This is a genomic window from Cuspidothrix issatschenkoi CHARLIE-1 (assembly GCF_002934005.1).
GTDB lineage: Bacteria > Cyanobacteriota > Cyanobacteriia > Cyanobacteriales > Nostocaceae > Cuspidothrix > Cuspidothrix issatschenkoi.
Genome location: NZ_PGEM01000108.1, coordinates 1 through 14,254 on the forward strand (window position 1 = coordinate 1; position 14,254 = coordinate 14,254).

10 protein-coding genes and 1 pseudogene are annotated in these 14,254 nt (G+C 39.1%); 4 read left to right on the top strand and 7 right to left on the bottom strand.

All coding sequences use genetic code 11. The features are described from left to right. Positions 1-618: 618 nt before the first annotated feature. From CUN59_RS14730 to ftsH, 3 genes are all read right to left on the bottom strand, one after another. Positions 619-1,035 carry a type II toxin-antitoxin system VapC family toxin gene (locus tag CUN59_RS14730; protein WP_104388554.1) on the bottom strand — a complete coding sequence of 139 codons (417 nt, stop codon included), beginning with the start codon at positions 1,033-1,035 and terminating at the stop codon, positions 619-621. 21 nt (positions 1,036-1,056) lie between these two features. Further along, positions 1,057-1,272, bottom strand: a complete 216-nt coding sequence (locus CUN59_RS14735; RefSeq protein WP_104388555.1) for a hypothetical protein — start codon at positions 1,270-1,272, stop codon at positions 1,057-1,059. Positions 1,273-1,563: 291 nt separating this feature from the next. Then, entirely contained in the window at positions 1,564-3,501 is a 1,938-nt protein-coding gene (gene ftsH, locus CUN59_RS14740) for an ATP-dependent zinc metalloprotease FtsH (RefSeq protein ID WP_104388556.1), read from the bottom strand. Positions 3,502-3,641: 140 nt separating this feature from the next. On the opposite strand from ftsH, the gene CUN59_RS14745 reads away from it, so the two are divergent. Next, positions 3,642-3,830, top strand: coding sequence for a hypothetical protein (locus CUN59_RS14745; protein ID WP_104388557.1), 189 nt, complete (start codon positions 3,642-3,644; stop codon positions 3,828-3,830). Positions 3,831-4,133: 303 nt separating this feature from the next. Beyond that, a complete protein-coding gene (locus CUN59_RS14750) occupies positions 4,134-5,204 on the top strand; it encodes an AI-2E family transporter (protein ID WP_104388558.1) in 1,071 nt (356 codons plus the stop codon). 59 nt (positions 5,205-5,263) lie between these two features. On the opposite strand, the gene CUN59_RS14755 is transcribed toward CUN59_RS14750, so the two are convergent. The 4 genes from CUN59_RS14755 to CUN59_RS14770 form a co-directional block, all read right to left on the bottom strand. Continuing rightward, complete coding sequence (locus tag CUN59_RS14755; protein WP_104388563.1) at positions 5,264-6,382, bottom strand: geranylgeranyl reductase family protein; 1,119 nt, start codon at positions 6,380-6,382, stop codon at positions 5,264-5,266. 180 nt (positions 6,383-6,562) lie between these two features. Further along, on the bottom strand, positions 6,563-7,111 hold the full coding sequence (gene frr / locus CUN59_RS14760; RefSeq protein ID WP_104388559.1) for a ribosome recycling factor: 549 nt from the start codon (positions 7,109-7,111) through the stop codon (positions 6,563-6,565). Further along, positions 7,098-7,826 carry a UMP kinase gene (pyrH, locus tag CUN59_RS14765; protein ID WP_104388560.1) on the bottom strand — a complete coding sequence of 243 codons (729 nt, stop codon included), beginning with the start codon at positions 7,824-7,826 and terminating at the stop codon, positions 7,098-7,100. Before pyrH ends, frr begins: the two co-directional genes overlap by 14 nt. A gap of 191 nt (positions 7,827-8,017) precedes the next feature. Then, complete coding sequence (locus CUN59_RS14770; RefSeq protein ID WP_104388561.1) at positions 8,018-12,214, bottom strand: CheR family methyltransferase; 4,197 nt, start codon at positions 12,212-12,214, stop codon at positions 8,018-8,020. Positions 12,215-12,618: 404 nt separating this feature from the next. Here CUN59_RS14770 and CUN59_RS14775 point away from each other — a divergent pair. Both CUN59_RS14775 and CUN59_RS14780 read left to right on the top strand, forming a co-directional pair. Further along, positions 12,619-13,160, top strand: a pseudogene (locus tag CUN59_RS14775) (Uma2 family endonuclease). Positions 13,161-13,308: 148 nt separating this feature from the next. Then, the gene (locus CUN59_RS14780) at positions 13,309-14,220 is read left to right on the top strand and encodes an alpha/beta fold hydrolase (protein WP_104388562.1); all 912 of its coding nucleotides are present in this window, start codon (positions 13,309-13,311) and stop codon (positions 14,218-14,220) included. Positions 14,221-14,254 lie beyond the last annotated feature (34 nt).

The following is a 14,254-nucleotide window of genomic DNA, read 5'->3' on the forward strand; positions in this document are numbered from 1 at the left end:
ATATTTTTCCTTGAGGTGTGTGGAATGTTTACTAGGTAAGGGTTTGGGCTATGTACTTGACGTTTTTTTTGGCGATGAATATACTGTTTTTTAGAGATGCGTTGAATTGGTGGCTGAAACCTTTACTGGGTAACGCTCCTTAGACAAACTCTTTCCCGATCTGTTTAGATTGGAATTAATGGAAACTTGGTATACCCGCCCCCAACAACAGGGAGGGTGAACCCCCTTTACCGATCTGTTTAGATTGGAATTAATCAAACTCAGATCCCCGACTTCTAACATCAGTTCATCATCTATGAACAAGATAAAAAAAGAAGTCGGGGATCTTAATATTTAGTTTTTAAAAACTTTTTATTTAAAAAATAACCTAAATTCCAATTGATTAAAAATCAAAAATGTAGGGGTTTAGCAGTGCTAACCCCTCCTGTTTATAGAGATTACAGTAGTTTTCATGTCTTTAGACCAGAGTAAGGGCGAAGCATTCGGACAATTAATTATCGGTGTTTACCCAAGACTATCATCCGAATGCTTCGCCCCTACATTATTCTGTAAATCCTCAAATCCTGGATATCCTGATATGGCTAACGCCACGCTACGCTATCAGACAAATAATCAAACTCAGATCCCCGACTCTGAAACCCGCCAATTTTCGATTTGTAAATTAGGTACTCGTTGAAATTCTCGTATATTAGCCGTGACAATGATCAGATTATGACTTAATGCTGTTGCTGCAATAAGTACATCATAAGCACCAATAGGAGAACCTGAAACTTTAAGAATGCTTCTAATTTCTGCTGCTTTTTCTGCTTCTTGTGAACTAAAATTTAAAACTGTAGCTAATGATAGGAATGTCTCAATGAGAGGCTTGATTTTTACTGCTTTACCTGGATTAATTGCTAAACCATATTTAATTTCCATAACTGTTAATGATGAAACAAAAATATCACTAGGAAAAATAGATTTAATTTTAGTTAGTGTATTTTTTTCACCTTTAACAAAGTCACTAACTACACAAGTATCCAATAAATAACCCATAAATTAAAATTTAATTATTAATTAAAATTCTATTTCTGTCGGTGGTGATAATTCATCTCGATAGGATTCAAAGATGATATTTTCTTCTGTACCTTGATGCTGCATTATTATTTCCGGCCAAGTAGTAGGTTTAGTTGGTAAAAAAGTTACGAAAACACAGCTTTCAATAATTCCCTCTGGTATTTCAGAAAGTTCTATCTTACCATTTTTATAGATTCCTTGAATAGTTTGTAACATAGAATTTCCTCTTAGTTGGTTAATTATTGTATTTTGATTTTTTACATTTTTGGGAAATTGACAGACAGACTAATAATATTCATAACATATACTATTTTCATTTTTCCATATCTAACCAAAATGTTAAAAAAAATTTACGTAAGTATTCAGCAGTCAGCAAAAGCAAGAATTTTTAGTCATCTTCAGATCACTTCTGTTATGAGACTGGGAATTAATTCCCAGTCTGTTTATGGATTTTATGTTAAGTTGGCACTAATAAGTAATGCGCTAAACCCCTCCATTTATTCCACACTAAACTAACAAAGTTTGCAGCAAAGGTTGATCACCATCTAACTTACCAGTTCGCAACCATTCCGCCATTTCATCAGGTGCTTTGGCTTGAGTTAATCTTTCTCGTAAATAACCACCTTCGAGAATTTCCTTTTGCAATAATTCCTGGGCAATTTCTTCTAATAAATCCCGGTTATTTTGCAAAATAGTTAAAGCAATATGATGAGCATTTTCGACTATTTGCTGAACTTCGTGATCAATATCTTCCGCTATTTGGGGACTGATAGCACGACGGGGATTTCCATAACCTTCAATAAATTGCTGTTGAATTTTCTCAAAAGCTACTGGACCGAGTTTATCACTCATGCCATAAATTGTTACAGTTCTTTCTGCTAAATCCGTCGCCTTTTGAATATCATCAGCAGCACCGGTAGAAACCTTACCAAAAACAATTTCCTCCGCAGAACGTCCTCCCAATAAAATCGCAATGCGACCGCGAATTTCATCTTCTATCATTAAAAAGCGATCTTCTTCTGGCATTTGGATTGTATAACCCAAAGCACCTACACCGCGAGGAACAACGGAAATTTTTTCAACTTTACCAGAACCGGGCATTAATGCACCAATAATGGCGTGTCCAACTTCGTGATAAGCAACGGTCTTTTTCTCTAGTTCATTTAACACGCGAGAACGTTTTTCTAAACCTGCAATCAGACGTTCAATGGCTTCATTAAAATCTGCCATAAAAACCGCTTGGCGATTATTTCTGGCTGCTAATAATGCGGCTTCATTAACTAGGTTAGCTAAATCTGCACCGGCAAAACCAGGGGTACGAGTGGCAATAATTCCTAAGTCTACATCTTCTGATAATTTGACATTTCTGGCGTGAACATTAAGAATTGCTTCCCGACCAATTTTATCAGGTCTATCTACCACAATTTGCCGATCAAAACGACCAGGACGACGTAAAGCAGGATCGAGAACTTCAGGACGGTTGGTAGCAGCGATGATAATTACACCGGTGTTAGCATCAAAACCATCCATTTCTGTGAGTAATTGGTTTAATGTTTGTTCCCGTTCATCGTTACCACCAACAAAACCACCAGGACCACCGCGAGATTTACCTAAAGCGTCTAATTCATCAATGAAGACAATACAAGGTGCTTGTTGTTTGGCTTGTTCAAATAAATCTCGAACTCGTGCAGCACCAACACCAACAAATAATTCGATAAATTCCGAACCGGAAATACTGAAAAAGGGAACACCCGCTTCACCAGCGATCGCTTTTGCTAGTAATGTTTTACCAGTACCAGGAGGTCCAACTAATAATACACCTTTGGGAATTTTTGCCCCTAAAGTTGTGTATTTGCTGGCATTTTTCAGGAAGTCAACTATTTCTTCTAATTCTGCTTTGGCCTCATCCACACCCGCAACATCAGGGAATTTTACCCCCGTGCTACCTTCAGAATAAATCCGCGCTTTGCTTTTACCTACTGTTAATGCTGCTGGTCCACCACCTTGACGACTCATTAAAAATGCCCAAATTCCAAAGAAAATTAATGGCGGTGCGACCCAACTTAATATAGTACCAATCCAAGCATTTTCATCTGGTGGTGGTGCGGCAAATTCAACATTATTATCCCGGAGAATTTTGGGTAAATCTAAATCAATGGCCACGGGTGTAGTCCGAAATACCTGTTCAACGGTTTTACCATCGGCAGTTTTAGTTTTTATAGCATATTCAATGCGATCGCCCCCCACAATCGCTTTATCCACTTTACCTGCTTTTACCTGATTAATAAAATCACTATAGGGAACTTGCTGCAATCGAGTTCCCAAAAAACTGGGAACTATCAAGTTGAGTAATAACAAAAAAGTCAACAAAATCAGCAACCCGCCGCCGAATTGTCTAATTTTCGGCTGTTTCATCTTATTATTATTATTAGTTTCTACGGGCATAATTTCACCTCTTGTGTAGTAATGCTAAAAATTACTAACTGCTTATTGTAAAGTTTTGTATCTAAACTCTATTGTAGAAACTAGAGGATAAAGTCTAAATTAGTAGATACCGAAAAAATTATTCGTCTTCCCGTACTTTTATGGCCAGTCAACTGGGATTTTTGTTGAAGCTACTCTCATTTTCCGCCTTGGTATCCGTATTTATTAAGTCTGCTGATCCTCTGTGGATTCCCCCAACGGTGACAAACGTGCTCATTATGGTTGTATCACCAACTGTAATTATGGCCATTCTGCTGCTATGGCGCATCCCTAAACAACAACAAAATTAACAAAAAAATATAGGTAGTACCGCAAGGCGGAAGTCAAAAGTCAAAAATCAAAAATAATATGGCGTAAGCTTTTTAGTGATTGAGAATGGTTGTTTTATTTACGCCGTGCTGTAGTAGTGTAGAGAAAATGGGCTAATCTAAGTAGGTTAGTCTAAATAATTATTGTCCTTAGCACGACTTACGCAAAAGGGAATGAAAGTAGGGGTAATTCATGAATTACCCCTACGCAAGAATAAGAGTTACAGTTATGTATTCCCTAAGTCCTAATCAATACAGCATCTTACCAAGTTGGGAGTTTTACTTGTGAATCTTGGTCAATGGATAGGTTTAATTGCTTTAGTTATATCTTTATATATATTGTGGCAACTGCGTGACGTTTTGCTACTAATATTTGCTGCTGTTGTGTTAGCAACGACTTTAAATCGGTTAGCGCTACAGTTCCAAAGGTTGGGGATAAAAAGAGGATTAGCAGTTTTATTATCTGTAGGAATTTTCTTTGCCGGTGTAATCTGTTTTTTCTGGTTAATTGTCCCACCTTTTATCCAACAATTTCATGAACTGACCTTTAAAGTTCCCCAAGGATTTGAACGTTTTAATACTTGGATTAATGCACAAAGAAACAATATTCCTCCCCAATTATTACCCTATATACCAGATATAAATAGTTTAATTCAACAAGCACAACCCCTAGTTAATCGCCTATTAGGTAACTCTTTTGCCTTTGTTTCTGGTTCTTTAGAAGCCATTCTCAAAATTTTATTAGTCCTGGTTTTAACAGGAATGTTTTTAGTTAATCCAGATGCTTATCAAAAAGTATTTGTTCGCATATTTCCCTCTTTTTATCGGCAACGGGTAACAGGGATTTTACAACAATGCGAAGTTTCTTTAGAAGGGTGGGTGACAGGTGCAGCAATAGGTGTTTTTGCCGTCGGATTGATGAGTTTGCTAGGTTTATCAATTTTACAAGTAAAAGCAGCACTGGCTTTAGGAGTTTTAGCAGGATTTATGAATTTAATTCCTAATTTGGGGCCAACTATGAGTGTAGTTCCAGCCATGGCGATCGCTCTTTTAGATAACCCCTGGAAAGCCGTTGCGGTGTTTATTCTTTACTTTTTTATTCAACAGTGTGAAAGTAATTTCATTACACCTGTAGTTATGGCACATCAAGTATCTTTACTACCTGCCGTCACCCTAGTTTCTCAATTATTTTTTGTCACATTTTTCGGCTTTTTAGGATTATTTTTGGCATTGCCTCTCACTGTTGTAGCCAAAATTTGGCTACAAGAAGTTTTAATTAAAGATGTCTTAGATCAATGGGGTCATGATCAGGAAGATCATCTTGATGAATCTTCTGAAGAGAATGATGACTGTTGACTCCTGTACGGGCGAAGGGACCTTCGCCCCTACTGCCTCTTGACTCTTGCCTTCTAAAATCAACTAAAACCAGGAATTAACCGCTTCAAGGCACGACCGGCGACATCGCCATAACGCAACTCACCACAGAGGATTTTACCCATGATTTGAGCGCCAGAGGGGCGTTTAACGCCGACTTTGTAGCCGATACCAGGGAAGCGATAAAATGCTCCTGCTATTTTTTGCGCCCAAGCCATATCGGTTCCCCATTGTTCGTTAATGGCATCGCTATAGTTTGCTAAGGCGTTAATATCACCACTTAAAGCATCATTAATAAATCCTGCGGCTAGAACACCGCTAAAAATGGAAGGACGAATACCTTCGGCGGTAAAGGGGTCTACCAAACAAGCCGCTTCTCCAGCTAAAACAGCATTTTGGGTGTGTAGTGTTTGGTTGCCATCCCAAATACATAGAGGATGACCATATTGTTTACTATTTTTGACATCTACATTAAAGGATTTAGCGTATTCATCTAAAATCTTCTTAAAGTCTTGGGGTTCGCCACCAATGAAAGTTCCTACACCAATGGAATAGCTGTCAGCCTTGGGGAAGTTCCAAATATAGCCATTTTTGACTAGGCCAAATTCAAAATGAATTGTGGTTTTTTGCTCTACGGTGGCGGGAACTTCTGCTTCTAATGCTCCTGCTAACCGACGTTTGCGCTCTTTAAAACCTAACCATTTAGCCATTTGACCTTTCGCACCGTCCGCACCTATAAGATAGCGACCTGTAACTGGTCCATTAGCTGTGTTGACTTGCCAATAATCTGTTTTAAATTCTATACCTGTGACTTCTGTATTATCTCGTAGTTCAGCCCCTTGGCTTTGTGCTTGTTGAATCAAGAAATGATCAAAAACATCTCGCCGCACCATCCAAACGGGTTCTTTAGTTTCAATCTTCGCCTCTACGGGGTCGCCTAATTTCCAGGTAAAGCGCAGAGAGTCAGCTTTGACGGAAATAGCGGGGCTAAAATCAAAGTCAAACCATTGAGCTACGCTAGGTGACACACCACCACCACAAGGCTTATATCTGGGTAAGGATTCTTTTTCTAAGACTAAGACCGAACGCCCTTTTTTGGCTAGATGATATGCTGCTGTTCCACCTGCAGGTCCAGCACCAACGATAATACAGTCGTACATAATGGCTGAATTTCTGGTTTTGATTTTAATTCTTTGATTCTTCAGTATATATAAGGGGTTATGATTTTTTGTAAATTTTTCGTAAATATAATTTAGTGATTGGGCATGGGGCATGGGGCATTGGTGATGAGAAAATTTTTCCCTCTTGCCTCTTGCCTCTTGCCTCTTGCCTTTTACAAATTACACAGTAGAGATATCTTTTTCCTTATCTGCCAGTAATTCGTCTATTTTAGTGGTGTACTTGTTGGTTAGTTTTTGGAGTTTGTCCTGTTGATCTCGTGCTTCATCTTCAGAGATTTCCGAACTTTTTTCCTGTTTGCGAATAGATTCGATGGCATCTCGGCGGATATTGCGAATTGCTACACGACCTTCTTCTGCATACTTGGCCGCAAGTTTGACAAATTCCTTACGGCGATCGCTGGTTAAAGGCGGAATATTCAACCGAATCACAACACCATCGTTACTGGGTGTTAAACCCACATCAGACATAGAAATGGCTTTTTCAATGATGTTCAAGCTGCCCTTATCATAGGGCTGAATTAGGATGGTTGAAGAATCTGGTGTGCTAATGTTTGCCAGAGATTTTAAAGATGTTGGTGTACCGTAATACTCTACTTGTACCTTATCTAATAAACTCGCGTTAGCGCGACCAGTGCGAATAGTATTAAAAGCTCGTTGAGTGGACTCAACGGTTTTTTGCATCGTACTTTCAGCTTCAGCTAATGTCACAAGAACCTCCCACAAGCGTGCCAATTGATTCTCCCATGACTGCTCGGCGGATATTACCTCGCACCGTTAGGTCAAATACTAGAATAGGGAGATTGTTTTCTTTACACAAGGCAATTGCGGTACTATCCATGACTCGCAAATCTTTAGCCAAAACGTGGGCGTAGGTAAGAGTAGAAAAACGCTTGGCATTAGGATGAAGTTTCGGGTCAGCATCGTAAATGCCGTCTACTTTAGTAGCTTTGAAAATCACTTCTGCTTCAATTTCTGCTGCTCTTAAGGCCGCAGTCGTATCTGTGGTAAAGAAAGGATTGCCAGAACCAGCACCAAAAATTACCACCCGTCCTTTTTCTAGATGACGAATGGCACGACGGCGAATATAGGGTTCTGCTAGTTCTTGCATAGCGATCGCTGTTTGTACTCTTGTCTGTACTCCCATACGTTCTAAAGAGTCTTGCAAGGTCATGGCGTTCATCACTGTGGCAATCATACCGATATAGTCAGCCGTTGCCCGATCCATGCCCCTTGATGCTGCCTGAACACCGCGAAAAATATTGCCACCGCCAACCACGATGGCCACCTGCACGCCAGTGGCGATCACCTCTCCTATTTCCTGGGCTATTTGTTCGACCACTTCTGGATCAATTCCGTAGCCCAGATTGCCCATTAAGGCCTCACCGCTCAGTTTCAGTAAAACCCGTCGGTAATTCGTTCCCATGAAGTTCCGCTTTATCAAAAAAGTTGCAATTGCCTTCAATTTAAGATAGCAGTAGAGTGACTATCTGTGTCTAGTTAGGTTCTTTGGGATCTAAATTTAGCAAAAAAGGCGGAAGGCAGAAGCCGCGAGGAAAACCGATTTTAGCCTTGTTTACTTTTCTTTATACTCCTTATACAGTTTTGCTAACCAACTTACTTTTCAACCAAAGAAGCAACTATAGATATCAATTGATCCGGTTCTATGGGTTTGGCAATATGTACTTGAAATCCTGCCGCTAAAGCTGCTGTTTCCTCCGCTTCTCCAGTATAAGCAGTCAGTGCAGCAGCCGGAATTTGCCCACCGGCTTCGGGACTTAGCTCCCGGATCTGACGAATCAGCATATAACCATCTTCCTCTGGTAGACCAATATCAGATATAAGTACGTCGTAGCCACCAGGGTGATCTCTAAATATTGATAAAGTCTCCCTCACAGATTCAGCCTCTGTCACTTCGGCACCGCATTCCTCCAGGGTTAGTCGGAATAATTGACGGATATCCGGTTCATCATCTACAATCACCACCCGCACACCTGCTAAAGATGGGTAGGAGGGAGAGAGAGCGAGGGTGGTAGGGGGAGTAGGAAGAGTAACAGGTTCTATGGCGGCTATATCACTCGCTTTCAGGTGAGTTTGCAGAGGTAGCCTAACTGTAAAAGTTGCGCCTTGACCCTCACCTGGACTGCTAACTGCCATTGTACCACCATGAAGTTCTACCAAGTGACGCACTATGGCCAGCCCTAGCCCCAAACCAGGATTTGACTTGGTTCTGCTGCCATCAGCTTGACGGAAGCGTTCAAATACATAGGGGAGAAAATCAGGGCTAATACCTTTACCCGTGTCCTTAACTTGAATCTCAGCTTGAAAATCACTGTAATCTAAACTGACATTAATTCTCCCGCCTGGGGGAGTAAATTTAATCGAGTTAGAAAGTAAATTCCAAACCACCTGTTGCAAACGGATCGGATCTCCGACTAAAGTTTTGGGATCGGGATTGAGTCTTGATTCAATTTGAATATTTTTTGTTTCTGCGGACAAATGCACCACGTCTATAGCTGCCGAAATCACAGGAATCAGCTTAATTGGCTCGGCATCCAAACGCAAACTACCAGTGCTAATTCGGGAAACATCCAATAAATCCATAATTAACAGGTTTTGAGCCTGGGCAGCGCGTTGAATTGCTTCCAGTGCCTGTTGAGTTTTCGCCTCATCCAGCTTCTTCAAGCTCAATAACCTCGACCACCCTAACAGAGAATTGAGGGGGTTTCGCAATTCGTGAGAGAGAATAGATAAAAACTCATCTTTGGCGCGGTTAGCTCTTTCTGCGGCAGTCCGCGCCAACTGTTCCTGTTCTAGGAGTTGAATCCGTTCTGCTTCAAACTGCTTTTGTTGAGTAATATCCTCAATTACTAGTAAAATCAGGGAATCATCTTCTATTTGTGGCATTTTCCGAGCATTGAGACACATAACTTTGTAGCCGATTTGCTCAAAATTATGCTCAACTTCCACATCTTGAAATTGAGTTTGATGGGCAATAATATCTTCTAAGAGCGATCGCAATTGATCAATATCCCACTGTCCATTACCGATTTCATAAATCAGTTGATTTTCTGTTTCTTCTCGCACCACCCTAAATGTGTCGTAGAAAAATTGATTAGCCGTAACCACCCGTAAATCTGTATTCAGTACTACTAAAGATTGGCGGACAGTATCTACAATTGCTTCTGCATAATTACGGGATGCCCTGAGTTGATCGGTACTATGTTTGAGTTCATCAATATCAACTAAAACTACCACAGCACCATCAATTTTATTATCTATCGTCCGATAGGGTCGAATGCGTAAATCATACCAATGACCATCCTGGTCTTGCACTTCCTGAGTTTTAAAATTCAGAGTGCTAATTACTTCTAAAATTTGTGCTTCTAAATCTGGTATATTTAATCTGTGTTTAATATCACTTAATAGTCTGCCGACATCGGAAGGAATCAAATTAAATATAAACCCCGCTACTGGAGTAAAGCGGCGAATTTTTAAATCACCACCTAACATCAGGATAGCAATATTAATACTACTCAGCAGATTTTGTAAATCATTACTTACCTGATTAGATTCAACATTCCGCCGTTGTAGTTCATCATTAATAGTATTTAACTCTTCATTAGTAGCCTGAATTTCTTCCTTAGCTGTTTGTAATTCTTCATTGGTACTTTGCAACTCTTCATTACTAGAAAGTATTTCCTCATTTGCTACTCTCAAATCTTGATTAGAAGCTTGCTGTTCCTCAATAATTGATTGTAGATAATCTTTAGTAGTTTTTAATTCCTGTTGTAGAGCAGCAATATCCTTTTGATAATTATTTTTTTGCCTCTGTTCAGATTTAAAACCCCTCGTTTGTGCCGGTACAGAGGTAATTGCGGGGGATGATTCCATAAACAAAACCAAAAATAAATCTTCTCCCCTAATACCATCATGTTGCAAGGGAATTACATCAATTTCTATCAGTCTAACTTGGTTTTCTTCTTTGATTTGTATCCCTTCTTTTTTCGTTGCCATCCGGTCTTTTTTAGCTTGATGGATGCAGGTACGCAAATCTAACCGCAATTCTTCCTTTGCCATTTTCAGCAAATTAAAACTGGGTCTACCCGGTGCTGGTTGCAAATAGGGACTTGTTTGACCCCGGAATTGTAAAATTTCCAAATCATTGTCAATGATTACACCGACTGGCGAAAATTGGTTTAGCACAATTCTGTCAGCCTGTTTTTCCATTTCCACATCATTCCAAGCAGGATCATTTAATTGTATTTGTGGTTTGATAGTTTCCATGGGATAGTTAGTGGTAATTAGCTCAATATTTTCTGTAGCAGATGACATTTTTCTGGCATAAATTTTGTATTTTTTATCTAATGTAGTAAATAAATCATACAATTCCCCTACAGTTTCCGATGTACCTAACATCAAGAAGCCGATAGATTTAAGCCCATAATGGAACATAGCCATAATTTTCTTTTGGACAGCCGCACCCAAATAAATGAGAACATTGCGGCAACTAATTAGATCCAACCGGGAAAAAGGCGGATCACTAATGAGATTATGTCTAGCAAAAACACACAGTTCTCGTACTGATTTGCTAATCTGGTAGCCATTTTCCACTGGCACAAAGAAAAGTTGCAATCGTTCTGGAGAAATATTTGCTATTTCACTAGGCTTGTAAATGCCGATTCTAGCTTTTTCAATGGCTATCTCACTTAGATCCGTCGCAAAAATCTGGATGGGGATATTAATGCCCTGATTTGTTAAAAATTCTAGTAAACAGATGGCAATAGAATAGGCTTCTTCACCGCTGGAACATCCTGCTACCCATACGCGGATAGGATCATCAGTTTGACGTTGTTTAGTAATAATAGGAAATATTTTAGTTTTTAAATTTTCAAATGCTTCTGGATCTCGGAAAAAACTGGTGACAGTAATTAATACATCTTGATATAATGCGGCGACTTCAAGGGGATGAGTTTGTAGATAATTAACATAATCTTCTAGCCGATCTAATTTATATAACATCATCCGGCGCTGAATTCGCCGCTTCAAAGTCGTATGCTTATAATAGGTAAAATCAACACCAGTAGCCGCCCGTAGCAGACTAAAAATCTTTAGTAAAGGATTTGTTTCCTCTGGCATAACTTCAGTTACTGCAACCGTTTCTAATTCATGAATGTAGGGATGAGAGCTAATGTGTGCTAGTTTCTCAGCAATTTGTTGGGGAGTGAGGATAAAGTCTACATAACCAGAAGCAATAGCAGTATTTGGCATGATACTAACCATTCCCGGTTCTTCAGCTTGGGCAAAGGTAACACCTCCTGCACCTTTGATGGTTTCTAAACCCCTTGTACCATCTTCATTAGCCCCCGACAGCACCACGCCAATGGCTTTACTGCCTAAATCATCTGCTAAAGACAATAGGAAACTATTAATAGTCAGTGCCAAACCGCGAGTTTTTTCAAGGGGTTTTAATTGCAGCACTCCTTGATTTAAGGTCATGGTGACATTGGACGGAATCACATAAACATGATTCGGTTGTACTTTCACCCCTTCCTGTGCCTCAGTTACAGGCATTGTAGTGGTGTGGCAAAGAATATCGGGCAACATACTTTTTTGGCTTGGACTTAAATGCTGTATTAGCACAAATCCCATACCAGTATCTGTTGGTAAATGGCTTAATAGTTGGGTAAATGCCTCTAAACCACCCGCAGAAGCACCAATCCCGACAATGGGAAATAATTCTTTTTCTTTTTCTGGCTGTTGTGGAGATGCTGGATCGGCTTGGTATTTCTTTGTAGACCGCTTACTATTCATACTATACACCCTTTGTACCCCATTAAAGTCTCAAGTTTGAATATTTTGAGCTATGGAAATTTCATCCTCCTAGATTTACTTTAGCGGAATGATAATTTCATCATATACGTATGATAACAGTATTTTTGAGCGAATATAAGAATAAGTAAGTACATTGATGTTAAAAATTGTCCATATCTTGACCGTGTGATTCAGTCCAAAACCAATAACCAAAATCAATAAAATAAAAAAATTTTGGGTTAGTTAAGTTTTGGTTCATGATTATTAAAGGTGGGAAAATCCCCACCTCCTATATTCTTCAAAATTATCATTATTTGTGAACATTGTAAGATTTAGATCCCCGACTTCTCTAAGAAGTCGGGGATCTTGCTATATAATAAAACTATGCTTTCTACTTACCAACTATGACTATAGCTACTGAACACCAGATTACACTAGAGGATTTTCTCAAATTACCAGAAACTAAACCAGCATCAGAATTTATTAACGGAGAAATCCTGCAAAAACCCATGCCACAAGGTGAACACAGTTTAATTCAGACTACTTTTATTGAAGTTATCAATGGACTAACTAGAAGTCAAAAAATTGCCATAGCCTTCCCAGAACTACGCTGTACTTTTGGTGGTAGTACCATTGTGCCTGATATTGCAGTGTTCCGGTGGGAAAGAATTCCCAAAACTGAATCTGGGAGAATTGCTAACCGCTTTGAAATTCATCCTGATTGGGTAATAGAGATTCTTTCTCCTGAACAACCACAGAAAAAAGTATTAACTAAATTATTACATTCCGTCACGGAACTGAATTAGGTCGGTTATTAAATCCAGAAGAAGAAAGTTTATTAGCTGTATTTCCTGGACAAAAAATAGAAATATATGAAGGTGATGATAAATTACCAATTTTAGAAAATATAAATTTGGAATTAACAGTTAAAAAAATCTTTGGTTGATTGAGTTTTGGTTGATAATTATTAAAGTTAATCGGGCGGTTATAAACCCCCTCTAGAGCCTTCAGTGAAATTAGACTTTCATTTAAGTAGTCCTGCACAAAAATGTTAAATTAATTTTGCTCAGGTACTTATCAAAATAATATTTCCCATGCAAACTACTACAAACTCCTTTAATTCTACAAAAATCTGGCATTGGCAAGATTTTCCTATTTGTTACCAAACTCAAGGCAATACAGGCCCGGCTGTAATTCTCATACATGGATTTGGTGCATCCTGGGGACACTGGCGCAAAAATATTCACCCTTTAGCCGCAAACTGTCGAGTTTATGCCATTGATTTAATTGGTTTTGGCGGTTCAGCTAAACCCAAACCAGGGGAAAAAATTACCTACACCATGGAAACCTGGGGACAACAAATAGCGGATTTTTGTCGAGAAGTAGTAGGTGAACCTGCATTTTTAATCGGAAATTCCATTGGTTGTATTGTTGCCATGCAAGCAGCAATAATTAATCCAGATATGACTTTAGGAACGGCTTTTTTAAATTGTTCTTTGCGGTTATTACATGATCGTAAACGTCTAAATTTACCTTGGATAAAACGTTTTGGTGCGCCGATTTTGCAAAACTTTTTAGCTATTAAATCTGTAGGCAATTTCTTTTTTAGTCAGTTAGCGAAACCCCAAACAGTCAAAAAAATTCTGTTACAAGCATACACTAACCCAGACGCAGTCACAGATGAATTAGTTGATATTTTAATGACACCAGCAAAAGATACTGGTGCGGCTGATGTTTTCTTAGCCTTTACTACTTATTCTAGTGGCCCTTTACCGGAAGATTTACTACCTATATTACCTTGTCCAGCAATTATTTTATGGGGAACGGCTGACCCTTGGGAACCTGTTGATTTAGGTAGAGAGTTAGCCAATTTTCCCCAAGTACAAAAGTTTATTCCTCTAGAAAATGTCGGACATTGCCCTCAAGATGAAGCCCCTGAGTTAGTGAATCCGATTTTACTAGATTGGATTAGTGTTCAGTCTCAGTATCTAGCTGAGATTAACTAACTTAGGACTTACGCAAGATATAACTGAAACCCTG

What these genes read in the sequence shown, in the direction of transcription:
- CUN59_RS14755 (WP_104388563.1), bottom strand. Translation starts at nt 6,382, where the DNA reads ATGTACGACTGTATTATCGTTGGTGCTGGACCTGCAGGTGGAACAGCA.
- pyrH (WP_104388560.1), bottom strand. Translation starts at nt 7,826, where the DNA reads ATGGGAACGAATTACCGACGGGTTTTACTGAAACTGAGCGGTGAGGCC.
- CUN59_RS14745 (WP_104388557.1), top strand. Translation starts at nt 3,642, where the DNA reads ATGGCCAGTCAACTGGGATTTTTGTTGAAGCTACTCTCATTTTCCGCC.
- CUN59_RS14780 (WP_104388562.1), top strand. Translation starts at nt 13,309, where the DNA reads ATGCAAACTACTACAAACTCCTTTAATTCTACAAAAATCTGGCATTGG.
- ftsH (WP_104388556.1), bottom strand. Translation starts at nt 3,501, where the DNA reads ATGCCCGTAGAAACTAATAATAATAATAAGATGAAACAGCCGAAAATT.
- CUN59_RS14770 (WP_104388561.1), bottom strand. Translation starts at nt 12,214, where the DNA reads ATGAATAGTAAGCGGTCTACAAAGAAATACCAAGCCGATCCAGCATCT.
- CUN59_RS14730 (WP_104388554.1), bottom strand. Translation starts at nt 1,035, where the DNA reads ATGGGTTATTTATTGGATACTTGTGTAGTTAGTGACTTTGTTAAAGGT.
- CUN59_RS14735 (WP_104388555.1), bottom strand. Translation starts at nt 1,272, where the DNA reads ATGTTACAAACTATTCAAGGAATCTATAAAAATGGTAAGATAGAACTT.